Origin of the sequence: Paenibacillus sp. S-38 (genome assembly GCF_049942825.1) — a bacterium.
Classification (GTDB): domain Bacteria; phylum Bacillota; class Bacilli; order Paenibacillales; family NBRC-103111; genus Paenibacillus_G.
Genome location: NZ_CP187970.1, coordinates 5876862 through 5901990, shown reverse-complemented (window position 1 = coordinate 5901990; position 25129 = coordinate 5876862). Strand labels below are relative to the sequence as shown.

General features: G+C 58.5%; 24 protein-coding genes. 18 read left to right on the top strand and 6 right to left on the bottom strand.

Translation table 11 applies throughout. The features are described 5' to 3' along the window. Positions 1–10 precede the first annotated feature (10 nt). The 5 genes from ACP26L_RS26140 to ACP26L_RS26120 all read left to right on the top strand — a co-directional run bounded on the left by ACP26L_RS26140 (position 11) and on the right by ACP26L_RS26120 (position 3960). On the top strand, positions 11–676 hold the full coding sequence (locus ACP26L_RS26140) for a TerC family protein (RefSeq protein WP_426447760.1): 666 nt from the start codon (positions 11–13) through the stop codon (positions 674–676). A 225-nt stretch (positions 677–901) separates the two neighbouring features. After that, entirely contained in the window at positions 902–2740 is a 1839-nt protein-coding gene (gene typA, locus ACP26L_RS26135; protein WP_426447758.1) for a translational GTPase TypA, read from the top strand. 169 nt (positions 2741–2909) lie between these two features. Then, entirely contained in the window at positions 2910–3188 is a 279-nt protein-coding gene (locus tag ACP26L_RS26130) for a YlaH-like family protein (protein ID WP_426447756.1), read from the top strand. A gap of 58 nt (positions 3189–3246) precedes the next feature. Further along, positions 3247–3681, top strand: coding sequence for a hypothetical protein (locus ACP26L_RS26125; protein WP_426447754.1), 435 nt, complete (start codon positions 3247–3249; stop codon positions 3679–3681). Between the two features lie 6 nt (positions 3682–3687). Continuing rightward, positions 3688–3960, top strand: a complete 273-nt coding sequence (locus tag ACP26L_RS26120) for a hypothetical protein (RefSeq protein ID WP_426447752.1) — start codon at positions 3688–3690, stop codon at positions 3958–3960. Between the two features lie 737 nt (positions 3961–4697). On the opposite strand, the gene ACP26L_RS26115 is transcribed toward ACP26L_RS26120, so the two are convergent. Continuing rightward, positions 4698–5252, bottom strand: coding sequence for a YhcN/YlaJ family sporulation lipoprotein (locus ACP26L_RS26115; protein WP_426447751.1), 555 nt, complete (start codon positions 5250–5252; stop codon positions 4698–4700). Between the two features lie 112 nt (positions 5253–5364). Here ACP26L_RS26115 and ACP26L_RS26110 point away from each other — a divergent pair, with 112 nt between their 5' ends. Then, positions 5365–6699, top strand: a complete 1335-nt coding sequence (locus ACP26L_RS26110; RefSeq protein WP_426447749.1) for a PhoH family protein — start codon at positions 5365–5367, stop codon at positions 6697–6699. A 166-nt stretch (positions 6700–6865) separates the two neighbouring features. Here the strand turns inward: ACP26L_RS26110 and ACP26L_RS26105 are convergent, their stop codons facing one another. The 3 genes from ACP26L_RS26105 to ACP26L_RS26095 form a co-directional block, all read right to left on the bottom strand. After that, positions 6866–7387, bottom strand: a complete 522-nt coding sequence (locus tag ACP26L_RS26105; RefSeq protein ID WP_426447747.1) for a hypothetical protein — start codon at positions 7385–7387, stop codon at positions 6866–6868. An 81-nt stretch (positions 7388–7468) separates the two neighbouring features. After that, entirely contained in the window at positions 7469–8608 is a 1140-nt protein-coding gene (locus ACP26L_RS26100) for a coiled-coil domain-containing protein (RefSeq protein ID WP_426447745.1), read from the bottom strand. Between the two features lie 96 nt (positions 8609–8704). After that, a complete protein-coding gene (locus ACP26L_RS26095; RefSeq protein ID WP_426447743.1) occupies positions 8705–9631 on the bottom strand; it encodes a hypothetical protein in 927 nt (308 codons plus the stop codon). Positions 9632–9752: 121 nt separating this feature from the next. Between ACP26L_RS26095 and ACP26L_RS26090 the strand changes: the two genes are divergently transcribed. Next, positions 9753–10925, top strand: coding sequence for a class I SAM-dependent methyltransferase (locus ACP26L_RS26090; protein WP_426447741.1), 1173 nt, complete (start codon positions 9753–9755; stop codon positions 10923–10925). A 136-nt stretch (positions 10926–11061) separates the two neighbouring features. Here the strand turns inward: ACP26L_RS26090 and ACP26L_RS26085 are convergent, their stop codons facing one another. Further along, on the bottom strand, positions 11062–11292 hold the full coding sequence (locus ACP26L_RS26085; RefSeq protein ID WP_014371645.1) for a DUF2626 domain-containing protein: 231 nt from the start codon (positions 11290–11292) through the stop codon (positions 11062–11064). 307 nt (positions 11293–11599) lie between these two features. On the opposite strand from ACP26L_RS26085, the gene ACP26L_RS26080 reads away from it, so the two are divergent. The 8 genes from ACP26L_RS26080 (at position 11600) to ACP26L_RS26045 (ending at position 19851) form a co-directional block, all read left to right on the top strand. Continuing rightward, positions 11600–12247: an RsfA family transcriptional regulator gene (locus tag ACP26L_RS26080; RefSeq protein WP_426447739.1), complete on the top strand. Its 648-nt coding sequence runs from the start codon at positions 11600–11602 to the stop codon at positions 12245–12247. Between the two features lie 206 nt (positions 12248–12453). Further along, on the top strand, positions 12454–13458 hold the full coding sequence (locus ACP26L_RS26075) for a ketopantoate reductase family protein (RefSeq protein WP_426447737.1): 1005 nt from the start codon (positions 12454–12456) through the stop codon (positions 13456–13458). 19 nt (positions 13459–13477) lie between these two features. Beyond that, the gene (locus tag ACP26L_RS26070; protein ID WP_426447736.1) at positions 13478–13867 is read left to right on the top strand and encodes a DUF3397 domain-containing protein; all 390 of its coding nucleotides are present in this window, start codon (positions 13478–13480) and stop codon (positions 13865–13867) included. Between the two features lie 368 nt (positions 13868–14235). Next, positions 14236–15897: a peptide ABC transporter substrate-binding protein gene (locus ACP26L_RS26065; RefSeq protein WP_426447734.1), complete on the top strand. Its 1662-nt coding sequence runs from the start codon at positions 14236–14238 to the stop codon at positions 15895–15897. Between the two features lie 94 nt (positions 15898–15991). Continuing rightward, on the top strand, positions 15992–16921 hold the full coding sequence (locus ACP26L_RS26060; RefSeq protein ID WP_426447732.1) for an ABC transporter permease: 930 nt from the start codon (positions 15992–15994) through the stop codon (positions 16919–16921). 5 nt (positions 16922–16926) lie between these two features. Then, positions 16927–17844, top strand: coding sequence for an ABC transporter permease (locus tag ACP26L_RS26055; RefSeq protein WP_426447730.1), 918 nt, complete (start codon positions 16927–16929; stop codon positions 17842–17844). A gap of 16 nt (positions 17845–17860) precedes the next feature. Beyond that, entirely contained in the window at positions 17861–18898 is a 1038-nt protein-coding gene (locus ACP26L_RS26050) for an ABC transporter ATP-binding protein (protein WP_426447728.1), read from the top strand. Further along, a complete protein-coding gene (locus ACP26L_RS26045; RefSeq protein ID WP_426447726.1) occupies positions 18895–19851 on the top strand; it encodes an ABC transporter ATP-binding protein in 957 nt (318 codons plus the stop codon). Before ACP26L_RS26050 ends, ACP26L_RS26045 begins: the two co-directional genes overlap by 4 nt. A 73-nt stretch (positions 19852–19924) precedes the next feature. Here ACP26L_RS26045 and ACP26L_RS26040 read toward each other — a convergent pair whose 3' ends face one another. Then, a complete protein-coding gene (locus ACP26L_RS26040) occupies positions 19925–20596 on the bottom strand; it encodes a DUF4085 family protein (RefSeq protein WP_426447724.1) in 672 nt (223 codons plus the stop codon). A 229-nt stretch (positions 20597–20825) separates the two neighbouring features. Between ACP26L_RS26040 and bshC the strand changes: the two genes are divergently transcribed. The 3 genes from bshC (at position 20826) to ACP26L_RS26025 (ending at position 25028) form a co-directional block, all read left to right on the top strand. Beyond that, the gene (bshC, locus tag ACP26L_RS26035; RefSeq protein ID WP_426447722.1) at positions 20826–22457 is read left to right on the top strand and encodes a bacillithiol biosynthesis cysteine-adding enzyme BshC; all 1632 of its coding nucleotides are present in this window, start codon (positions 20826–20828) and stop codon (positions 22455–22457) included. A 50-nt stretch (positions 22458–22507) separates the two neighbouring features. Beyond that, entirely contained in the window at positions 22508–23773 is a 1266-nt protein-coding gene (locus ACP26L_RS26030; RefSeq protein ID WP_426447720.1) for an adenosylhomocysteinase, read from the top strand. Positions 23774–23942: 169 nt separating this feature from the next. Further along, positions 23943–25028, top strand: coding sequence for a DUF4349 domain-containing protein (locus ACP26L_RS26025; protein ID WP_426447718.1), 1086 nt, complete (start codon positions 23943–23945; stop codon positions 25026–25028). Positions 25029–25129 lie beyond the last annotated feature (101 nt).

The window sequence follows — 25129 nt, the reverse complement described above, 5'->3', positions numbered from 1 at the left end:
ACGAATCGAAATGTGGGATTGGCTTTTGCTTTTTATGGAGATTATGCTTATCAATATCGTGCTCAGCGGCGACAATGCGGTGGTAATCGCTCTGGCGAGCAAGAACCTGCCTCCGGAGCAGCGCAGGCAGGCTGTCTGGTGGGGGGCCTTCGGTGCGATCGCTCTGCGGATCGTGCTCACTATTGCGGCGGTCTACATCCTCAACGTGCCGTACATTCATACGGTGGGAGCGCTTCTCCTGCTGTGGATCGCCATCAAGCTGCTGACCGATGAAGAAGGCCATTCGGATGTGAAGCAGGCTTCCACCCTCGGACGAGCCGTCTGGACGATCATTGTCGCGGACTTCGTCATGAGCCTTGACAACGTGCTGGCGATTGCGGCCAAAGCACAGGGGGACAAGGCCGTCATTATCCTCGGGATCGGGCTCAGCGTGCCGATCATTATCTGGGGGAGCACCCTGGTCATGAATCTGCTCAAGAAATTCCCGATCCTCGTGTACCTGGGCGCCGCGATTCTCGGATTCACGGCCGGGGAGATGGTCATTGCCGATGAGGCGGTCTACCACCGCATCTTCGGAAGCCTGAATACGCACGTGCTTCCGCTTGCCGCGGCGGCGCTCGTTATTGCGTGCGGACTCGTCAAGCGGCTTCTTCCCTCGTCGCTGAGAGAGAATTAAGCACTTCCGGGCCGCCCGTACGAATATGAAAAAAGGTAAATCTGCGGGCTTTCCTTGCGTTTTGCTACGAATGACCGTATAATGAAAATATATTGTAGCGTCGGCGCTTACGTCCGGCGCTTCTTTTGTGAAAAACCAAGAAAGTCGGACGGTTTATTTTCATAACGGAACAACCCGGGTCAGTCCAAGAGGCGGCCCAAAATCGAAGAGAGGGTTTTGTGACTAATGCATTCAAGAGACAAGATTCGTAATATCGCAATTATCGCCCACGTAGACCACGGGAAGACCACGCTTGTAGACAAGCTTCTCCAGCAGTCCGGTACCTTCCGCGACAATGAAGCCGTTCAGGACAGGGCCATGGACTCCAACGATCTGGAGCGGGAGCGCGGGATTACCATCCTGGCTAAGAACACGGCGATCTCCTATAAAGATTACCTGATCAACATCGTGGATACCCCGGGCCACGCCGACTTCGGCGGCGAAGTGGAACGGATCATGAAGATGGTTGACGGTGTGCTTCTAGTCGTCGACGCTTTCGAAGGCACCATGCCGCAGACGAAGTTCGTCCTTCGCAAGGCGCTCGAGCAGCATCTGACGCCGATCGTCGTCGTGAACAAGATCGACCGTCCGAACGCACGTCCGGCGGAAGTCATCGACGAAGTGCTCGACCTGTTCATCGAGCTCGGCGCGGACGACAACCAGCTGGAGTTCCCTGTCGTGTACGCTTCCGCTCTGATGGGAACATCGGGTCTGGATGCCGAGAAGCAGGATGAGAACATGCTGGCGCTGTATGAGACGATCATCTCCCACATTCCGTCTCCGAGCGAGAGCGTGGAAGAGCCTCTGCAGTTCCTCGTGACGCTGATGGATTACAACGAATACCTTGGTCGTATCGCCATCGGCCGCGTCAACCGTGGTAAAGTGCGCCAAGGCCAGTCCATCGCGGTCATCAACCGCGAAGGCCAGGTGAAGCAGGCGCGTGTCGAGAAGCTCTTCGGCTTCCAGGGCCTGAAGCGCCTCGAGATCGAAGAAGCGGGCGCGGGCGACATCATCGCGATCGCCGGCATCAAGGACATCAACATCGGGGAAACCCTCGCCGATCCGGCGAATCCGGAAGCCCTGCCGGTCCTCAAGATCGACGAGCCTACGCTGCAGATGACGTTCCTCGTCAACAACTCGCCGTTCGCGGGCCGCGAAGGCAAGTGGGTGACCTCCCGGAAGCTGCGCGAGCGTCTGTTCAAGGAGCTCGAAACCGACGTATCCCTGCGCGTGGAAGAGACCGACAGCCCGGATGCATTCATCGTCTCCGGCCGCGGTGAGCTTCACCTTGGGATCCTGATCGAGAACATGCGCCGCGAAGGGTTCGAGCTGCAGGTATCGAAGCCTGAAGTCATCATCAAGAACATCGACGGCGTGAAGATGGAGCCGATCGAGCGCCTGATCATCGACGTACCGGAAGAGAGCATGGGTGCGGTCATGGAGAGCCTTGGAACGCGTAAAGCCGAGATGGTCAACATGATCAACAACTCGGGCAACGTCCGTCTGGAATTCCTGATTCCGGCGCGCGGCCTGATCGGCTACCGTACCTACTTCCTGACGCTGACACGCGGCTACGGCATCATGAACCACGCGTTCGATTCCTATGGCCCTTATGCGGGCGCCGGCGTAGGCGGACGTCACGAAGGCGTGCTCGTATCGAGCGAGAACGGCACTTCGACATTCTACGGGATGATGTCCGTAGAAGACCGCGGCACGCTGTTCCTTGAGCCGGGTACGGAGGTATACGAAGGCATGATCGTCGGCGAGCACAACCGCGACAACGACATCATCGTCAACATCTGTAAGGAAAAGCAGCTGACCAACGTCCGTTCGGCAACGAAGGAAGATACGGTGAAGATGAAGACGCCTCGCCTGTACTCCCTGGAAGCGGCGCTCGAATATCTGAATGATGACGAGTACTGCGAAATTACGCCAAAATCGATCCGCCTGCGCAAGAAGATCCTGAACAAGGGCGAGCGCGAGCGTGCCGAGAAGAACCGCAAGAACGCTGAAGCCAGCGTATAAGCCAGCGATTTAAGCATACAAGTACAAGCAGGAGAGCTCTGAGCAATCAGAGCTTTCTTTGCGATAGGAACACATAACCAATAGGAGCGGCCGCCCGCATCCCGTCGATCCCGTCTTGGGAATCTCACGGGACGGGGCGGGAGCTGCTGCCAAAAAGGGGTAGAGGACAATGACCGATTGGTTCCGCGCGAATCCCGTGCTGACCTGGTTCTTGATATTCGTGCTGATGTCTTTCGTATACAACCGGGTATTCCGGACCCGCAAGCTGCCTATTCTGAAGGCGGCCGTCGTGTATATCCTGCTGGCCTTATTTTCAGTCGTGCTCCTGGATTTCCAGCTGTTCGGCCTGCCGATCGTGCCCAGCATGTCCGTTGCGGTGCTGCTCATGTTTATGGTCCGCATCCGTTATTTTGTCGAGGGGCGCAGCTCCCGCAAGCCGGAGCAGTAAGGCCGTCTGTGCTGTGTGCATCTGAACGGGGTGGAGAAATAGCGTTAGGAGGATAAGGATGGCAGGATATTGGCTTGTTCCGCTGGAAACCGGCGGGAACTCCGTCGAGCTGGGCGGAGACCGGATTCTCTTGGAGCCGGAAGAGCGGCGGATCGCTTTCATGGACACCCTGAAGGCGCTTCATCCGCGGCTCTCCCTCACCTTCAAGAGCCATCTGCTGCCGGGGGAGGAAGAGGCGCAAGCCTGCGGTCTGGACGCCGCCGAGTTCCTGCTGTCCGGTGGCAAAGGCATTGCGCTGCACTATCCCGGAAGCGCTCCGGCTGACGGCTGGACGCTGTCCCATTGTGCGGAAGCTTATTTAGATCGGCTGCTGCCGCCGGCCGAGATAAAGGCGCATCTGGATGCCGCGGGGGAGACGGGGGAAGAGTGGATACGGATCATGCGGTCCTGGGTGAACGCCGGCCGCGGAATCATTTTGCTGAGAGAGGAATGATAGCGCTTGAATCTGCAGGATGCCTTGTTCAATTGGCTTCAGATCTCGCTGGTGGCCGCAGCGCGGCCGGAGGACGGTGCGGCGGTGGAGACACGGGATTTCTTCGAGGTGATTCTGAGGGAGGATCACGGCCTCCAGAGCTTTGCCTATGAGCCGGAAGGGGAGCGTTACCGGATCGACTATACGGCGGACGGCCAGATCCGCACCCAGCGCTTCGACGCCGAACTGGCCGACCAGCTGCTGACGGATATTAATTCCAATCCGAAATACAATGAATGACATATATTGCACAGGGTTCCGATAGAATAGATTATCCACATTCGAAGGGAGAGATCGTGACAACTGCTGGTAGCTGGCTTGATTCAACGTGTGTTATAATGAAAGCAGATGTAGAGATCACTTTTGGTAGGAGGGGAACCTATGGCCGAAACGATCACAGCTCTTTCGGAACAACTCTTCGCACTTCCAGATGAATCCTTCGCACTCGTAAGCACCATCGACCATGCATGCGGTTTGCCTGCACCTGGCGTCCAGGCTTTATTCCGGCCGGGTGCCAAGAAATGGGCGATGATCCGGCGTGACATGGATCAGCGATCCCGTGCGGCGGGCTCCATCGGGTCGAATCCCCTTGTCCCTGTGACCTCCGTGGGCTCTGAATGCTCCACCCCTGCCCCTTCCGGATGTGCTCAGACACCGCCGGAGGATGTGCCGATCCCACATGCCTGCTATACCCAAGACATTCCTACGGCGCGTGATGCCCTGCCTGGCGCAGACGCATATCCGTGCCACCACCATATGAGAAGACTCGCAGCTAGCGTGCGGCGCAGCCGTTCACGCAGGTGTTTCGTGTCATGAAAAAAGCCTAGACAGCATTACGGTCTCAGGCTTTTTTGAAATACCGCCAATTCGGCATAGGCTCGGGACACATGTACCCTTGTTCCCGCTGATAACGAAGCTGGCTGATCTTTCATCTTAGGTCTAATCTATCGGAGCGGCTTGACAGCCCTCTTACGTTCTTACGAGTTGTTGTCTGGTACTTGCGGATTTGCATTCTGGGGCCGGTTCGTCTGGTTCGAGTCTACATCGCGCGGCAGCTGGGGAACAATACGGCCAATGATGGCAGCCATCTCCTGGGCGAAACTGTTCACTCCCCGACCGTTACGCACCCCATCTCTTACCTTACGCAAACGCTCCCCCAGATCCATATCCGCAGTTACGAGAGCGTCCACACCATACGGATCTTTTTTCAACGCCTCGGCCACAGACAGCTTGATCGTTCCTACCTTCGCACGATCCATATCCTGCGGTACGTCGATGCCTACTACCGCCGTATTGCCGAACACGACGCAGTTGGCTCCCTCCACATTGGGGATGGACGAAGCAATCTGCTCCAGCCGGTCGGCTACGGCGCGGGAGTCCGTAATTTCCTTCTTCTGAGGTGCCGTTTGTTTCACCTGTACCTGCCGGTTCGCATCATCTGTCTGAGATGGGGAGGCTCCATTCCTTGGTGATTGGTTACAACCAGATACAGCGGCGGACAACAACAGCAGCACCGCGGCAAACTTCCTCATTAGTCCATCTTCCTTTCTATACGGCATCAGCTTTGGTTAGTTTGTCCTTCGGGGCTGGATCTATGTATTCTCGCTAAAGCAAGCCAAACACCATACCTGGGAGGGACTCACCATGAAGAAAATTTATGTGCTGGATACCAATGTGCTGCTTCAGGACCCCAATGCGGTTTATGCCTTTGAGGATAATGAAGTGGTTATTCCCGCGGTGGTGCTCGAGGAGATCGACTCCAAGAAGCGCAATGCCGACGAGCTGGGTCGCAATGCACGGCACATCTCCCGGATGCTGGATGGACTCCGCAGCGGCGGCCGGTTGTTCGAGGGCATCGAGCTCCCCGGCGGCGGCAGCCTGAAAGTGGAGCTGAATCATAAAAGCTTTGCCAAACTGCAGGAAACGTTCGCCGAGGTGACGAACGATAACCGGATCTTGGCGGTGGCGCTGAATTATCACCTGGAGGAAAAGGAAAAACCTCAGCCCCGTCCGGTCATTCTGGTCAGTAAGGACGTATTGGTGCGGATCAAGGCGGACGTGCTGGGAATGACGGCGGAGGACTATCTGACGGACCGGGTCGTGAACATGCCGGGCGATATTTACTCCGGCCATCTCACAATCCATGCACACCCCTCCGTCATCGACGAATTCTATACGTACCGGTACTTGAACGCCAATTCGCTGAACCTGGCCTACCCCCTTCACCCGCACGAGTTCGTCATACTGAAGGACGAGATGGGCTCGAGCAAGTCGGCGCTGCTCAAGGTCAATGCGGACGGCAAGAAGCTGGAGCCGCTTTACCTCAGCAATGACCCGATCTGGGGCATTGCAGCCCGCAACGCCCAGCAGCGGATGGCGCTTGAGCTGCTGCTTAACGACGATATTCCGCTTGTGACCCTGACAGGGAAGGCCGGCACGGGCAAGACGCTCCTGACGCTCGCTGCGGGGCTCATGAAGGTGGAGGATGAGCGCAAGTACAAAAAGCTGCTCATCGCTCGCCCGGTCGTACCGATGGGCAAGGATATCGGGTACCTGCCGGGCGAGAAGGAGGAGAAGCTGCGCCCGTGGATGCAGCCGATCTACGACAATCTGGAGTTCCTCTTCGACACGAAGAAGCCCGGGGACATCGATAAGGTGCTTGCCGGCCTCGGCAGCATTCAGGTGGAAGCCCTGACGTACATCCGGGGCCGTTCCATCCCGGGCCAGTTCATCATCATCGACGAGGCGCAGAACCTCTCGAAGCACGAGATCAAGACGATCGTCTCGCGGGTCGGGGAGGGCAGCAAGATCGTGCTGCTCGGGGATCCGGAGCAGATCGACCATCCTTACCTCGATGCCTCGAGCAACGGCTTGACCTATGTGGTGGAGCGCTTTAAGGAACAGAGCATCTCCGGACACATCATGCTGGAGCGCGGGGAGCGTTCGCATCTGGCTCAGCTGGCGGCTGATTTGCTGTAGCAGGCTGCGAAGAGCTGGAGCAGACGGGGTTGGCCGGGTGACGGCCGGTTCAAGCACAATAGACCCTTTTTCGGCGGACGATCCGCTGAAAAAGGGTCTATTGGCGTTGGAGTGAACCGTCCCGCTTGCTATCCTAAGGGGAGGGCGCGGTCGGCCGCATAACGGATTACTCCTCCCTGGGCAGGTACAGCCATACGGCTCTGCAGCCGTAAGCCCGGGCAATGCCGCCGGCCAGGCCGGCCTGATGCGCCTGAACGGCATATGCCTTCTCCCCGTATTCGCCGCTCCAATCGGCAAGCAGATGCTCCTGCAGCTGCAGCTCGGCCTGTCGGGGCTCGGCGGGGCGGCCGGCGCCGGGATCGGGCTCGAGCCGGAAGACGGCAGGCAGCGCTGAGGGAAGATAGGCGTGCTCGAGCCGGCTCACGAAGCCGTAGTCGGTGAACAAGGGAGAAAGGCGCAGGGGGGAGGGCAGGCAGAGCAGATCCTCGAGCTCGAAGGGCACCTTATACTGCTCCATGACCGGCACGGCCGCTTCCCGCTCCTGCACGGAGGCAAAGATCAGCGTCTCTTTCTCACGGTCCAGCAGCCGGGTGCGGCCTGCCAAACCCTTGACGATTTGGGCGTAGTAGCCCGCGCGCTTGTCCTCCGGCAGATCCATGTGGAGGGCGTAGGCAGGGGTGATCGGCATAATGGGCACATCCTTTCGGGTAGAAGGACTGTTGTTGAATCTCATTATGCGGCAAAGAAGCCGGCCGCCGCAACCCGCAGGTCACAGTGCCAGCTTCAGCAGAATATGCAGGGCCCCCTTCTCCAGCCGCACCCCGGTGACCTGAAGCTTCAGGAGGGGAGAAGACATCAGCTGCGGATAAATGCCAAGGTCAAACTCCTTCTCGAACGCCTCAATGGTGGTATCGGGCAGCTGGAAGCCGTTGTATTCGAGCTTCCCGGTCCGGAAGCGGATATAGGGCTTCGCGGGATCATCCCCCTTGTAGGCAAGCTCGTACCGGCCTTCAAGATGAACCTCCGTTCCGTCCTGCGTGCCGGATGCGGTAATCCTGCCGTCGTCGAAGCGGAACCGGATATGGCGGAAGAGGTCGTTCTTCGCGAGCAGGAAGCGGTTCAGCTGTTCGTCCGTGATGCGGAAGGAAGCGTTCAGGCCGTCCAGCGCGAGCTGTCCGGTCGGCTCGCCGCCTTCCGGATGTGAGGCCGGATTCATCACGCTATCCGGAAGCTCCTTGAGTGCCTTGGCCAGTGCGCGAAAATAGGTGCGGAAGAGCGGGACGCCTTCCTCGCGCCACGATTCGCTCAGCTTCTGCATCTCTTCCTGCACCTTGGATGCCTCGGACGAGCGTGCCAATCCGGCGTCGATCTCCTGCTGCAGGGCGGCCATGCGCTCCCGCTGCAGAATAAACCTGCTTTTGGTATCAGCCAGACGGGCCGCGTCCTCCTCCAGCCCGGTCTTCTTGGCCTTGAGCTCGGCCCATGCGGCCGAATGCCGGCTTAAGGCATCCCGGTCGCTGGCCAGGATCATCTGAAGATACTCCATCACCGCCAAGGCATCCCCGAACGACCGCACGGAGAACAGCAGGCCCCACAGGGAATCCCGTTCTCCCATATCATAGGCGCGGATCACCCGCGCGGCGTGCTTCTTCGCCTCATCCGCGGCCAGCCGGGCAGCTTCAATCTCCCGGCCGGCCGCGGCTAATTTGTCCTGCAGCCCGGCTTCCTGTACGGTGATCCGGGCCAGCTCCTGATCGATCTCGTAGAGCTGCAGCCCCTTCTCGAGTAACAGCTTGTCCTCCGCCGTCATCCCGGCCTGGGCCGTCTCCGCCCGGACCGCCTCCACTCCGATGCCCGTCCACAGCAGGGCGAGAAGCGCCCCGGCGCTTATCCAAGTTCGCCACTTCACCGCACGTCCCTCCATCCTCTTAGAATATGATTATCGTATGGATCCGGAATTCATGACAACAAAATACGGCCGCCGGGCGGCGGCCGCAAAGGCTGGTTACTGGACAGCCGGAAGTCCCTTCAGCAGGTCTTCCGGCTGGATGACCTGCGTCGGTATTTCCCGGGTAAAGTTCACCGGCTGGTTGATATCCGACGTGCTGTAGCTCCAGGTAATCCCGTGCTGGCGGTCCGGATGCGAGTCCGTCGACAGGAAAAGCTTGCCTTCCTGCTGCTCCAGGTAGCCGTCCTTGCCGATCCCGAGCGTGAGCGATCCGGGAGATTGGAAGTGGAGATGCTCCGCCGACGTTTTCCACTCTTGTGCCTGGGCCGGGGAGCCGAGTCCGTTTTTCACGACTTCTTCCAATAGGGCGGGAAGCACCGAAGCGGCATAGGCTTCCACTTCCTTCTCGTTCTGATTCGTAATGGAAATGATTCTTCGCTTGACGGCAGCCGTGCCCTCCGCAGGCGCCGCTTCCTCGGCTTCCTCAATCCATTCGGGTTTCACCCCATCCAGCAGCCGCTTGGTCAGGAGGGCGGAGAGGCGGCCGGTATTCTTGAGCTTCTCCGACTCCTGAAGCGGGAACTGAAGGTATTGGCCTGAAGGATTGAGTGCTGGTATGTGTATGTATAATTTGTTATCTTGGAGTAGAAGAGGGAGCTCGATGGCATCCGCCCCTTTGGGCTTCACGGTGATATCCGCTTCCATGCGGAGGGGGGCTTCCAGGGAAGCGGCTCCTTTGTACTCGATCCGGCTTTCCTTGAAGAGGGAGAGCAGGGCTGCGGTCATGGGAGGCATGCCTTCGAACAAAGAGGCGTCGAGTGCGAGCTCCGCTTGGCCGGAGAAGCGGTATGTCTTGATCTGTTCCTGCTTGGCGGCCGCCTGCTGGAGCTCCTGCTTCAGAAGTTCATGATCCGTGCAGCCGGCTGCGGTCAGAAGGGCGCTGCCCAAAGCAAGGGTGCGCAGCAGCGCGTAAGGTCTGTTCAAGTGGTGCCACTCCTTCATGGTAACGGGAATTAGCTGCCTGAATTCAGGCAGACTCTACTCAATTATAAAGAACAATCGCCGGATTGTCTTGGAATTAGCTGGATATAGAGGGGGAGAAGCGGTGACAAATTGGAGTCAAAATAAAGAAAGCGCTTCCTCGGGCGAGGAGCCGCTTATGGGCGTTATCCGCCAAGCGCTCGCGGATCAGGGCGGACTTTTGTCCTTTCGCGATTATATGCAGCTGTGCCTGTATCATGAACGCTTCGGGTACTATATGAGAAAGGAAGAGAAGATAGGGCGTGGGGGCGATTTCTACACCGCTTCCTCGGTAGGAACCCTGCTCGGCGAAGCGGTCGGCGCCTATGCCGCCCGGTTCGCGGAGGAGCGGGAAGGGGCATGGACCCTGGCCGAATGGGGCGGGGGCAGCGGCCGGCTGGCCGGGCAGGTGCTGGACTGGCTCCGTGACAGCTGTCCTGAGGCGTATGGGCGGATGACCTTTGTCAGCGTCGAAGTCAGCCCTTATCATCGCAGGCTGCAGGCCGAGGCATGGGAAGGGCATGCGGACCGGGTCCGCTTCCTGAGCGAAGAGGAGTGGCTGGGCGAAGGCCCGCGGCCGAATGCGCTGGTGTATTCGAACGAGCTGCCGGATGCTATGCCCGTCTATCGTGTGGTTTTCCGCAGAGGTGGATGGCATGAGCTTGCCGTCGGGTGGGACGAAGCGTCCGGCCGGCTGACCGAGGTGGAGCGGCCGGTGCCCGGCAGCGGAGAGCTCGCCGCGTTCATCGAGCGGGAAGGGCTGCCCCGCCGGGAAGGCCAGCGCTTCGAGATCCCGCTCGATGCCTTGGCGTGGCTGCGGCGGATCTCCCCTTCCCTCGCGGAGGGCGGTGTCCTGCTGACCATTGATTACGGCTGCGAGCGGGAGGAGCTGTATGCGGAGCATCGCATGAACGGCACGCTGCTCTGCTACCACAGCCACCGGGCCTCCGATACGCCGCTGGTGGCTCCGGGCAGCCGGGATATCACATCGCACGCCGCCTTCAGCGCTTTGATCGCTGAAGGGCGCAGGGGCGGGCTGAAGGCGGAGGCGCTCCTGACGCAGAAGGAATTTCTGGTCCGGTACGGCCGCGTGCTGGAGAAGCTTCAGGACCATGAGGCGAGGGACCCGTTCTCCCCGGCGGCCCGGCGCAACCGGGCCATCCGGCAGCTGCTGGTCTCGGACGGGATGGGCGAGCTGTTCAAGGTGCTGATCCAGATCAAAGGCGAAGCGCGTTCGGGCCGTACTCCGGAGGTGTAAGGGCCGGGCCCCCGCCCCAGCTTGAGCAAAGCTCCGGAACAATGGTTTCCCAACACAAAGAAACGGCTACGCCTTCTCTGAGGGAGAAGTGCACAGCCGTTTCTTTGTTCCGTAACCGAAGGCCGGAGGGCTTGTACTACACGTGCATTTTGAAGAAAGACCAATACGTGAACCCTGTGAACGAAAGGATCATGTATCCCCAAAAAATCAATATGTAGGCACGTTCGGACAATTTCATGTATCCTAAGAGCATGAAAATCGCCGTTTGGGCAAAAAAGATCAATGCCATCGGGATAAAGTCGCCGGCCAATGCCGCAAGCCCGATCACAAGTGTCCAGAAGCCAAGAACACGAAACATGCGATCCATCCTGCATCCCCCTCTCTTCAGTCAACATTACCAAACTTTGCGTACTAACCAACATTATAACGAAAGCGTCCTCCAGTGTAAACGTTATTCCGTGACGAAATTGAGTATTTTGGAGGAGGTCCTTCTTACGGTTTCCTTTTTCGGCGGCAATGATGTATGGCGTCCTGCAAAAATGGCAATACAAAATACTAGAAAAGTATTCTATGAACTCTACCATGGGCATAGAGATAAAGTAACGCAACACATTCATGCAGCACCGATCATAGATGTGGGGGATCAAGCCCCCGGGGTTAGGAGGACGGCTTCGATGACGGCCATTAGACAAGACGCTTGGAGCGAGGAAGATGATTTGATACTGGCGGAGGTGACGCTCCGGCATATCCGTGAGGGGAGCACCCAGCTCGCCGCCTTCGAGGAAGTCGGGGAGAAGATCGGCAGAACCGCTGCCGCCTGCGGTTTTCGCTGGAATTCGTTTGTCCGCAAAAAATACGAGGCGGCGATCGGCATCGCCAAAGCCCAGCGTCAAAAGCGCAACCAGCATAAGAAACAGGCGGCTCCCGCTTTTGCCTCGGTGGCTTCGGGCATCAGCACGGCGCTGCCTGAAGCCGGCGTACGCAGCGAGGGAATCGTCGAAGAGCTCTCGGTCGATGCGGTCATCCGGTTCCTGCGCCAGTGGAAGGGCAGCTACCAGGAGATGACCCGCCATGTCAGGCAGCTCGAGAAGGAGCTCGGCGACAAGCAGGATGAGCTGGACCGCCTCAGGAGCCTCAATGAAGAGCTGAGCCGCCAGGTGAATGATACCGCTACGGATTACAGGGTGGTGAACGATGATTACAAAGCACTCATTCAGATCATGGACCGTGCCCGCAAGCTGGCGTTCCTGACGGAAGAAGAGGAAGAGAACAAGGCCAAGTTCAAGATGGATGAGAACGGGAACCTGGAGCGGATCGAGTAGGCTCTCCCGCGTCCTCCGGAGAAAGCGATACATAACTCCTGCACAGCGGCAGTACCCGCCATGCCCCCGCCGAAGCGCCCAGGCGCACACGGAACGGGGGCTTTTGTATGTCGCGCAGGGGGGTCGCCATGGCCGGCCGGCGGTTTGTTTTGGTATGATGGAGACATACCAGAACAGCGAGGCGGAAGGGCAGGGGGCAGGAGAGTATGAAAGAAACGGTGACGGTTGTCGGAGCAGGAGCACTGGGGATGCTGTTCGGGGGGCGGCTGGCTTCGGCCGGGACCCCGATCGAGCTCATCGTACGCAGAGCGGAGCAGGGAGCGCGCCTGAAGGCTGAAGGGCTTACGCTGGCCGCAGCGGCGGGCGGAGACGAAGCGCCGGTGAAGGTCCGGCCGGCTGTACGCCTGCTGGACGGCAGTGACGCTCCGGTCAGGGGCGCAGACTCCGGAGAAGCGGAGGAGCATTGGGTGCTGCTTACCGTGAAGCAGACCGCCTTGACGCGGGAGTTCGCCGCCGCGCTCCGCCGCTCCATACCGGAGAAGGCTTATCTGGTGTGTCTGCAGAACGGCATCGGTCATGCGGAGCTGCTGTCCGAGGTGTTCCCGCGGGAGCGGATTCTCCTGGCTGTAACGACGGAGGGGGCGCTGAAACGCACGGATACGGAAGCCGTACACACGGGCAAGGGGACAACCTGGATCGGCTCCGCTGTATCCGAAGGGGGGATTCCGCTCTCCCGGCAAAAAAAACTGGCGGCGCTTCTGGGCGCGGCAGGATTCCGGGCCGAGGTGTCGAACAACATCCAACAACGGGTTTGGCAGAAGTTGCTCATGAACGCCGTGATCAATCCGCTCACGGCCATCCTGCAGGTGCCTAACGGTGAACTGCCCCGGCTTCCCGGTGTGCCGCAGCTGATGCGGCAGCTGCTCGGCGAGGGGGAGGCCCTGGCTCAGCGGCTTGGGATTCCACTGGATGCGGACCTAGGGGAGCAGGTGCTGTCCGTCTGCCGGGCGACGGCCGCGAACCGTTCCTCCATGCTGCAGGACGTGCTCTCGGGCCGGCGTACGGAGATCGGTGCGATCAACGGCGGGCTGCTGCGGGAAGCGGCGGCGCTCGGCATGGAGCTGCCGGTCAACGAGACGGTGTATGCCCTGGTCCGGGCGCTGGAGGAGAAGGGGCATCAGGCGGAAGGAAGCCCGGAACAATGCCAATAGAATCGGGGGATGAAGATTGATGGTACTGCTGCAGTGGCTTCAACAGCTTTATCTGCTGCTTGCGCTGGTTCCCTTTGCCGCATTCCTCTTGACCTGGGGGGCGGTCTACGGGCTGACGCGGGACAAACGCAAAGCAACGCACTACAGCATGGACATCACATCCGTGTTCCTGATCGGTTCCGTGGCGGTGATGAGCAGGAACATCTTCGGATCCGGGATGCTCGGCTGGACCGTGCTGCTGCTCTTTCTGGTGGCGGCGGGGCTGCTCGGCAACATGCAGAACCGCAAACGGGGCAAAGTGGATCTTGTGAAGATCGCACGCACGCTCGGCCGGGTAGGCTTTGTCTTTTTGTCAGCGTGTTATGTGCTGCTCCTGCTGGTCGGGATCGGCAAGTATATGATTGTATAACCTACAGGAAAACTAGGAAATCGACAAATGAATACTTTTGTCTTATACTGGGGGAGTCTATGAATAGGCTCCTTTTTCCATATTTCTAGATTTTTTCCTTTCGGAAAAAAATGTTTGTAGATTTTATTAACCTATGGTTGTATAATTTCTATCTGGCAACGTTTTCACTTCATTTTGCAGGTTTACAACTCGCTTTGAATTCGTTATTATCTATTCTATGCTCTTCGTGTCACTCTTGTGTCATGAATGTTCACACGACATTACTTTCTAGGAAATTACATATTTCGTCATGTGAACCTCTTTTCCTCGAAGTCATGAACGATTTTCGTTCTTGATCTTATATATCTTGATATTAAAGGAGCGACTGTATGAACGTTCGTAAATTTTTAGCTACGACGGTTGTATTGACCGTTATCGGGGGCGCAGCTGCGGGCTGCAGCGGACAGACAAACAATAATACCGCAGGCGACACTCAGCAGGGTGCTGCTTCCAAGCAGGAAATTACGCTGAACTACAGATCTGAGCCGGGTGCTCTCGACGTATCCAAAACAACGCAGATCGCCGGATTTACGGTGCTGAACGCCGTAGGCGAAGGCCTGTACCGCATGAACAAGGATAACAAGGCGGAGCCTGCCCTTGCGAAGGACATGCCTAAAGTATCCGCGGACGGCAAAACGTACACGATCACACTGAAAGACGGCGTTACGTATTCCGACGGCACACCGGTCAAGGCTCAGGACTTCGTCTACTCCTTCCAGCGTTCGGTAGACCCTGCGACGAAGGCGCTCTACTCCTTCATGGTTGCGTGGGTTAAGGGCGGCGCAGACGTACAAAAAGCGAAGACTCCGGAAGAAGTCGAAGCGAAGAAGAAAGAAATGGGCGTTAAAGCGATTGACGACAAGACGCTTGAAATTACCCTGGAGCGTCCAGTTCCATTTTTCACCGAGCAGCTGTCGTTCCTGACGTTCTTCCCGCAGCGTAAAGATATCATCGAGAAGTTCGGGGACAAGAACGGCGCGGATGCCGAGTCCGTGATCGGCGCAGGTCCGTTCAAGCTCGAGAAGTGGGGCCACGAGCAGCAGCTCGTTCTCGTCAAGAACGATAAGTACTGGGATAAAGACAACGTGAAGCTTGAAAAAGTGACGATGAACATCGTGAAGGACGAGAACACAGGCCTGAACCTGTTCCAGACCGGCGCTTCCGATCTTCAGGTCATTAGTGCGGACAACATCGGCCTCTGGGAAGGCAAGCCGGAGTATGTGCTCCAGCCTGAGCTGTCCTCTTGGTACATCAAGCTGAACGAGAAGAACGTGCCGGCTTTCGCCAACAAGAAGATCCGTCAAGCCCTCGGCATGGCGATCGACAACAAAGCGTTCATTGAAACGGTTATGGGTAAAGGTCCGGTTCCGGCGACAGGCTTCGTTCCAAACGGCACAAGCGACGGTAACGGCAACGAATTCCGCAAGCAGGCGGGCGACCTCATGCCGAAGTTCGATCCGGAGAAAGCGAAGACGCTGCTGAAGGAAGGTCTGGCTGAGCTCGGTCTGACGGCTCTGCCGAACTTCACGCTGCAGGTGGACGACCACAACACCGGTCCTAAATCCGTTGAGTTCGTAGTAGCCCAGTGGAAGCAGAACCTGGGTGTGGACGCAACGGCTCAGCCGCTGCCGCACAAGCTGCGCGTCGACAACGAGAACAACCACAAATACCAGGCTTCGATGTCGGGCTGGGGCGCGGATTACAACGATCCGATGACGTTCCTCGACATGTGGATTACGGGCGGCGAGTTCAACGATGTGGACTGGTCCAACCCGGAGTATGACAAGCTGATCACAGCAGCTCAGAACGAGCTCGACAAAGCAAAGCGTTCGCAGTATATGGTGGATGCAGAGAAGCTTCTTCTGCAGGAAATGCCTGTTCTTCCGAACTACTTCCGTGCCCTGAGCTGGGTGAAGAGCACGAAGATCGAAGGCATGATCTTCCCTCCTTACGGCGTGGAATTCGAACTGAAATGGGCATCCGTTAAGTAAGCAGCACCAACTTATAGGAAAGAGCCGTCTTCCGCTAAGCGAAGGGCGGCTCCTTCTGTCTGATTGCAGAAACTGAAGGTTAGGAGGAATGATTATGCTGCGTTACACACTGCGCCGTCTTCTCTATGCAGTGATCACCATATGGCTGATTGTCACGCTGACATTCGTGCTCATGAAGAATCTGCCCGGCGACCCGTTCGAGAATTCGGAGAAGCTGACGCAGGAGCAGAAGGCGATCCTTGCCAGACAGTATGGACTTGATAAGCCATTATCCGAACAGTATTTCTTATATCTCGGCAATGTCATTAAAGGAGATCTCGGCGTTTCGTTTCAATATCCTGCCCGCAAGGTGACCGAAGTCATCGCGCAGGGCATGGGGCCTTCCATGGAGCTTGGCATCTGGTCGATTCTGCTCGCTTTGGCCGGCGGGATTACTCTCGGGACCATCGCGGCCCTTCGGCACAATACCAAATGGGACTATACCGCCATGTTTACCGCTGTGGCGGGGGTGTCGATCCCGTCCTTTGTGCTTGGGCCTCTTCTTTCCTACTTCGTCGGCGTGAAGCTCGGCTGGCTGCCTCCGGGGCTGTGGTTTACGCCTGAGCACCGCATCCTGCCGGCTGTCGCTCTTTCGTTCGGTACGATGGCCATCCTGGCACGTCTCATGAGAACCTCGATGCTGGACGTCGTCAACCAGGACTACATTAAGACGGCCAAAGCCAAGGGCCTCTCCGGCTCGTCCATTGTGCTCAAGCACATTTTCCGCAACGCCCTGCTGCCGATCGTCACGATCATCGGGCCGGTCTTCGTCGGCGTCATCACCGGTACGCTTGTCGTGGAACAGATCTTCTCGGTGCCGGGTCTTGGCAAGCACTTCGTGCAGTCGATCCTCACCAACGATTACACGATGATCAGCGGTCTTACGATTTTCTACTCCGTCATTCTGGTCGTTGTCCTCTTCCTGACGGATATTGCATACGGCTTTATTGATCCTCGAATTCGTTTGGCTAAAGGAAAGGGGTAACAGGGATGCAGACGATGGAGAATAACGCATTTCAGCCTCTGTCCAAGTCGAACCAGTCGCAGGAAGTGATCGTAAGACCTTCCTTGAGCTATTGGAAGGATGCTTGGCGGAGACTCAAAAAGAACAAGCTGGCGATGCTCGGGCTTTACACCTTGAGCACGCTGATGATACTGGCCATCCTGGCTCCGTTCTTCTCAAGCTATGACTATGCTACACAGACCTATACGATCCGCAACCAATGGCCTACGGCCGCACACTGGTTCGGCACCGACGACTTCGGCCGCGACCTGTGGGTTCGTGTATGGTGGGGCACAAGAATCTCCCTGTTCATCGGGATCGTAGCCGCGCTGATCGACTTCGTGGTCGGCATTCTGTACGGGGGGATCTCCGCGTACTTCGGCGGCCGCGTCGATGATATCATGATGCGCGTCATCGAGATCGTATACTCGATTCCGTTCCTGCTCATTACGATTCTCATGATCATGACGATCGGTCCGAGCATCTGGACCATCATTTTGGCCTACTCGATCACCGGCTGGGTGCCGATGGCGCGATTGGTCCGCGGGCAGATTCTGACACTGAAGGAACAGGAGTTCGTCCTGGCCGCACGTACGCTCGGCGCATCGCCGTCCCGTATTATTCTGCGCCACCTGATTCCGAACGCCCTTGGTATCATTATCGTTCAGATTACCTTTGTCGTGCCGAACGCCATTTTCGTCGAGTCCTTCCTGAGCTTCATCGGTCTCGGAGTAAGGCCGCCGCTCGCATCGCTCGGTTCGCTGCTGTCCGACGGTGTCAAGAGCATGACGATTTATCCGTATAAAGTACTGATTCCGACTGTCATATTCTCACTCATTCTCATGAGCTTCAATCTGCTCGGTGACGGCCTCCGCGATGCGCTCGATCCGAAGATGCGGAAGTAAGGAGGGAGCACCACCTATGTCCAAAGCGAAAGCCCAACCCCTTCTCGAGGTCAAGGACCTCAGGGTGTCCTTCAACACGTATGCCGGGGAAGTGCAGGCGGTCCGCGGCGTATCGTTTCATCTGAACAAGGGCGAAGTGCTTGCGATCGTAGGGGAGTCCGGCTGCGGCAAATCCGTAACCGCCCAGACGATCATGAGGCTGATCCCAACACCCCCGAGCGTCATCAAAGGCGGCTCGATTCTCTTTGACGGCAAGACGGAAGTTACGAAGATCAGCGATAGACAGATGGAAAAAATCCGCGGCTCGGAGATGGGCATGATCTTCCAAGATCCGATGACCTCTCTGAATCCGACGATGATCATAGGCAAGCAGATAACGGAAGGGCTGATCAAGCACCAGGGGATGAGCCAGAAGGCGGCGGACGCCCGCGCGGTCGAGATCCTGAAGCTGGTCGGCATCTCCAACCCGGAAGGCCGGATGCGCCAGTATCCGCACGAGTTCTCCGGCGGTATGCGGCAGCGTGTAATGATTGCGATCGCCCTGGCCTGTAACCCGAAGCTGCTCATTGCCGACGAGCCTACCACGGCACTCGACGTGACGATTCAGGCACAGATCATCGATCTGATGAAGAAGCTCTCCGAAGAAACGGAAGCCTCCATCATCGTGATCACCCATGACCTGGGTGTCGTGGCGGAGATGGCGCAGCGCGTGGTCGTCATGTATGCCGGCCAGGTGGCCGAGCAGGGCACCGTCGATGAGATCTTCTACAATCCGAAGCACCCATATACCTGGGGCCTGCTCCGTTCGGTTCCGCGGCTGGACCAGCCGAAGGACAGCGATCTGGTGCCGATTCCCGGCACGCCGCCGGATCTGTTCGCACCGCCGAAGGGCTGCCCGTTCGCGGCCCGCTGCCCGTATGCGATGAATGTGTGCGTCCAGGAAAACCCGGCGCAGACCCAGCTGTCCGAAACGCATGCGGCTGCCTGCTGGCTGCTGCATCCGGATGCGCCGAAAGTGGAGCGCCCCGTTGAAACCGGAGGTGGCATACGATGAGCAAGCGTCCATTGCTTGAGGTCAACGGACTTCAAAAGCATTTTAATCTCGGCGGCGGCAAGATTCTGAAGGCCGTCGACAACCTGAATTTCTCGATTAACGAAGGCGAAACCTTCGGTCTCGTCGGCGAATCGGGCTGCGGTAAATCCACGGCCGGCCGTACGATCATCCGTCTGTATGAAGCTACGGGGGGCGAAGTGCTCTTCGGAGGCGAGAATGTGCACAAACTCAAGGGCCGCAGGCTTCATGAGTTCCGGCGCCAGATGCAGATGGTGTTCCAGGATCCGTACGCGTCGCTCAATCCGCGGATGACCGTCGGCAACATCATCGCCGAGGGTTTCGATATCCACGGGCTTGGTGACGGCCGCAAGCGCAAGGAGCGTGTATCCGAGCTGCTCGATGCCGTCGGTCTGAACGAAGAGCACGCGACCCGCTTCCCGCACGAATTCTCCGGCGGTCAGCGTCAGCGGATCGGTATTGCCCGGGCGCTGGCGATCGACCCGCAGCTCATCATTGCGGACGAGCCGATCTCGGCGCTCGACGTATCCGTTCAGGCGCAGGTCGTGAACCTGTTCAAGCGTCTGCAAAAAGAACGCGGACTGACGTACCTGTTCATCGCGCATGACCTGGCGATGGTCAAGCACATCTCCGACCGGATCGGCGTCATGTACCTCGGCAAGCTCGTTGAAGTGACGACCTCCGAGGAGCTGTACGCGAACCCGCTGCATCCGTATACCCAGTCGCTGCTCTCGGCGATTCCGATCCCGGATCCGGAGGTCGAACGCACCCGGGAACGCATTATTCTCGAGGGCGAGATTCCAAGCCCGCTGAATCCGCCGAGCGGCTGTCCGTTCCGTACGCGCTGCCCGAAGGCCATGCCGGAATGCGCGGCAAGCATGCCGGCCTTCAAAGAAGTCCAGCCCGGACACTTTACGGCATGCCATCTGTATTGAAAAGAAAGGCTCCTGCCCCCCAGCGTTTCGTACGCCCGGGGAAAGGAGCCTTTTTTGCTGTGAAGACGGTTGTTCACTCGGTGGTGTGCCGGAATTCGAAGGACCGGGCGACGATGCGGATCTCGCGGAGGGCTGGGATGCCGCCTTCCTGCTCAAGAGTACAAGGTAAGCCGTGCACCAGCGCCTTCCAGTCGAACGAGCCGCCCGCTGTACGCTCCAGTTCGTCGTAGAGCCAGAATCCGCCGGCGATGCCGGGCTGCAGTTCTTCGGTGGACTGCACACCATGGAACCTCAGCTCCAAGAGTCCGGTATGTGTAAGGCAGCCGCTGCAGTCCATGGTCAGAATCAGCGTATCCTCCTTCACCGTGTCAACGGATAAGAAGCGGGCGTCGTGGAGGGAGAAGGACTCCGTGAACTTCTGCAGTGCCTCCGGCAGGGCGTTCTTGATGCCCAGGAAGTCTTCGCGGCTCCTCCGGCATGCCCGGTCCCAGTCCGCATCCCAATCGGCACACCAGGCGCCTGCCGCTTCTCGGACGGAAGGATCCCAGTCAAGGCAGGGAGGCGCATACTCGGCCGGATAGAGGGCGCCCGCGATCCCGGGCGGCAGGTGTTTGAGCATGAGGGGGCGGAGGAGAGCGAGGGAGCCGGTGAAATGGGAACGGAATTCTTTCGCATCGTCCTCATCTCGGTCCCCGGTTGTCTGCAGGCTCTCCAGCACCAGATGAAGATAGGAGTGGACCTGCATGTTCTCATATAAAGCGATTGTAAAATGGCGTATAGGGAAGTCCTCCTTCTGCCGGATCTTTAACAGGAACGGTCCTCTATGAGATGGACGCCGGTCCTCTGCCGAATGTTTCTAATTTTTGACGATTCTTCGCCGGATGTGTACAATGAAAGAGCCCCTACCGAAGCATGGAAGAGGGCTGCACATACATAACGAAATATGCAGATGGAAGGCGGCGTCGAAGTTGCGGATGGAAGCATATCAATGGAAGTCCGGCCAGCCTTTGACCGATGATTATATCGCCCGGTTCGAGCGCACGGGCGGGCTCTTCGATTACAATCCGTGGCAGGAAGCAAGCTGGAGGGAGCGTGTCTCCTGGCTGGACGAGCAGCGGCCTTCGGGTGCGGACCGGCAGCGGGTGGCGGATGTCCTGCGCGCTTATAATGAGCGTGCGGGGAACCAGCCGGAAGCCCTGGCCGCAGCCGAACTGCTGCGGGATCCGCTCACCCTTGTCATTGCCGGCGGCCAGCAGGCCGGACTCTTTACGGGCCAGCTGCTCGTCGTCTACAAGGCGGTCACGCTGATTGCGGCGGCCCGCGAGGCTTCCCTGCGGCTCGGCCGCCCGGTCGTTCCGGTCTTCTGGATTGCCGGGGAGGATCATGACTTCGATGAAGTCAACCACATCGATTATTTGTCCCCGTCCCTTGCTGTAGAGCGGATCAAGCTCGAGCATCCGACCGGCGTCCGGACCTCGGTATCCCGGACGGCGATCGCCGAAGCGCAGTGGGCCGAGGCGATCGGCCAGCTGGGCGGCTCGCTGATGGACACGGAATTCAAGGAAGGGATCGTGGCCTCGCTCCGAGAGGCGGCCGAAGCTTCGGGAACGCTCACGGACTGTTTTGCACGCCTGATGGCGCGCCTGTTCGGAGCGTACGGCCTCGTGCTCATCGACTCCGACGATCCGGCGCTGCGCGCTCTCGAAGGGCCCATGTTCCGCGGGCTGCTGGAGCGTAGCGGCGAAGTGAACGAGGCGCTGCAGGCCCGTTCGGCCCGTCTGAGAGAGCTTGGCTACGAGCCGCAGGTGGAGCTGCAGGAAGCTTCGGCCAACCTGTTCACCTACTACGGCGAACAGGGGGAGCGGATGCTGCTCTTCCGCACGGAAGACGGGTATGCCGACCGCAAAGGGGAGCGCAGCTTCACGCGGGACGAGCTGCTGCAGCGGGCCGATCGCGAGCCTCAGCTCCTCAGCAACAATGTCATGACCCGGCCGCTGATGCAGGACTTCTTGTTCCCGGTACTGGCCACCGTGCTCGGACCGGCGGAGATTGCTTATTGGGGACAGACGGGCGAAGCATTCCGGCTGTTCGGGATGCGGATGCCGATCCTGCTGCCGCGTCTTGGCTTCACGCTGGTGGAAGGCACTGTCCAGAAGAACCTGCAGAAGTACGGTCTCTCCGTGGAGGATGTCATGGAGCGCATGGAGGAGAAGCGGGAAGCGTGGCTGCGCGAGCAGGACGCCTATGGGCTGGAGGCCCGTTTTGCCGAGGTCAAGGCGATCTTCCGCAGCTCTTATGAGCCTCTGGTCGGTACACTCGGCGAGATCAACCCGGGGCTGAAGAAGCTCGGTGATACGAACCTGAGCAAAATTCTGGAGCAGATCGACTTTCTGCATCACAAAGCCGAGGAAGGTCTCCGTTCGCAGCACGAATCGGGGCTCCGGCAGCTCCAGCGCATCGAAGTGTCGATCCGTCCGGGCGGCAGGCCGCAGGAGCGGGTCTACAATATTTATGCTTATCTGAACCGCTATGGCGGGGACTGGATCGGGCAGCTGCTCGAACAGCCGCTCGAGGTCGACGGAAAGCACCGCGTCATTTATATGTAATGGGACCACACCTTACCCTATTCTGGTACAAGTAAAGGAGCGACTCACTCATGGCAAATACGAAAGACCGCAGCATTATCCGCGATATCGCGCTGGCCCCGGAAGGCCACCTCAAGATCGATTGGGTGAACGCCCATATGCCGGTACTCAACCGGATCCGCGAGCAGTTCGAGAAGGAGCAGCCGTTCAAAGGACTGAAGGTTGCCATCTCGCTTCACCTTGAGGCGAAAACCGCCTATCTGGCGAAGGTGGTTCAAGCCGGCGGTGCGGACGTCACGATCTGCGGCAGCAACCCGCTGTCGACGCAGGATGATGTGTGTGCGGCGCTCGTGGAAGACGGCATCACCGTCTTCGCCAAGTACAATCCGGAGCCGGAGGAGTACAAGGAGCTGCTGATCAAGACGCTCGAAACCGAACCGGACCTCATCATCGACGACGGCGGCGATCTCGTCACGATCCTGCACTCGGAGCGCAAGGATCTGCTGAAGAACGTGCGCGGCGGAGCCGAGGAGACGACGACGGGGATCCTGCGCCTGAAGTCCCTCGAGAAGGACGGCCAGCTGCAGTTCCCGATGGTGGCCGTGAACGACGCCTTCTGCAAATACCTGTTCGATAACCGCTACGGCACAGGCCAATCCGTATGGGACGGCATCAACCGGACGACGAACCTCGTCGTGGCAGGCAAAACGGTCGTTGTCGTCGGCTACGGCTGGTGCGGCAAGGGTGTGGCGATGCGTGCCAAAGGCCTTGGCGCCAACGTCATCGTCACCGAGATCGATGCAATCAAAGGCGTGGAAGCGTACATGGACGGCTTCGCGGTCATGCCGATGAGCGAAGCGGCCAAAGTCGGCGACTTTTTCGTCACCGTAACGGGCAACCGCGACGTCATCCGCGGCGAGCACTACGAGGTGATGAAGGACGGCGCGATCCTCTCGAACGCCGGACATTTCGACGTTGAGGTGAACAAGCCGGAGCTCGAGGCTCTGTCGGTTTCGAAGCGTACGGTCCGCCGCAACATCGAGGAGTACACGCTGAAAGACGGCCGCAAGTTCTACATTCTTGCGGAAGGCCGTCTGGTGAACCTGGCTGCCGGCGACGGTCACCCGGCTGAGATCATGGACATGACGTTCGCGCTGCAGGCGATGTCCCTGAAGTATGTCAACGACAACTACAAGGCGATCGGCAGCAAAGTGGTTAACGTGCCTTATGAGCTCGATGAGCAGGTGGCCCGCTTCAAGCTGGAATCCCTGGGCATCGGCATCGACAGCTTGACCGACGAGCAAAAGGATTACCTGGATTCCTGGGCGGAGCATTGATCCGCCGTTGAACCGATTGTGAGAGCCTCTCTTGGATGATGAATCCAAGAGAGGTTTTTTGCAGTGCGACCGGCCGCGCTTGCAACACAGGCGGATGTTCGGACGTCTGGAAAGTAACGGAAGAAGAGATGAGGCTTCCGTTAAACCGACGGACACGGGGGTGCCGCGTATGGACAAAAAGAAAGCGGTGTGGAACAAGGTTCACAAGGTCAAAGGGCTGGCAGCTGTGCTCCTGCTGGCGGCTTATGCGGCGGGGTGCGGGGGTGCGGATCAGGGTTCGGCGTCTACGGCAAAGCTGGCCGTTGAAGCCAATAAGACGTTGAGTCCTGCGGCTGCTCCGGCAGAAGGCGGAGCAGCATCCGCCGATCAAATGAAGGTGAAGAATGAGTCGGGGACGACACCTGCACCAAGAGGGGGAGGAGGCGGAGGGGCCGGTGCCGGCATGACAGAGCAGGCTGCCGCTGCCGTACCGGAGGACCCGGTCCGCCAAATCATCTACAAGGCGAACCTCACCATGCGGGTGGATGCGTATGCCGATGCGGTGGCGAAGATTCAGGAGGTGATCCGGCAGTCCGGGGCCTATGTGCTCTCGTCCAGCGAAAACACGGCGGGGGCCGACAAGAGCGGCATCTTCGTCATCAAAGTGCCGGCCGCCGGATTCCAGGCGCTGATCGAGCTTCTTGAGGGCATTGATCCGGGACTTCAGCGCAGTGTGGAGGGGCAGGATGTCACCGAGGAGTTCGTAGACCTGTCGGCCCGCTTAAAGGCCAAGCAGGCGGTGGAAGCAAGGCTGCTCTCCTTCATTGAGAAGGCGACGAAAGCCGATGAGCTCGTAGCGTTCTCCGCCGAGCTTGGCAAGGTGCAGGAAGACATCGAACGGATCAACGGCCGGATGCGGTATCTGGAGCAGCACGTGGCTTACTCAACGGTGGAGCTGCGTGTGGAGCAGACGGTCTCTTCTGCTGCCCGCATCCAATCCGTGGAAAGAGGACCGCTGTGGTCCCGCGCGGGGGAAGCGCTGCAGGGGTCAGCAGCCTTCATAGGCCTGATGCTGGAGTGGCTGGTCGTCATCCTGGCGGGAGCGCTGCCGGTCCTGCCGCTCGCTGCAGCGGTAGGCGGATTGTACTGGTTGTACCGCCGCTGGAGGCGCAGAAGGCAGAGCATCTTCTCACCGGAGCTTGTCATCGACGCGTATCCGATATCCTCTCCGGTGGGGGATGTACCCAAAGATGAACCCAAAGAATCAGAAAAATAAAGATTTCTTTACAAAAAATCCTGCCTTCGTCTCAAGACGGAGCAGGATTTTTGACATATGTAACGAATTGTAACTATACAAGTGGTGGAAAGTGGGGTAAA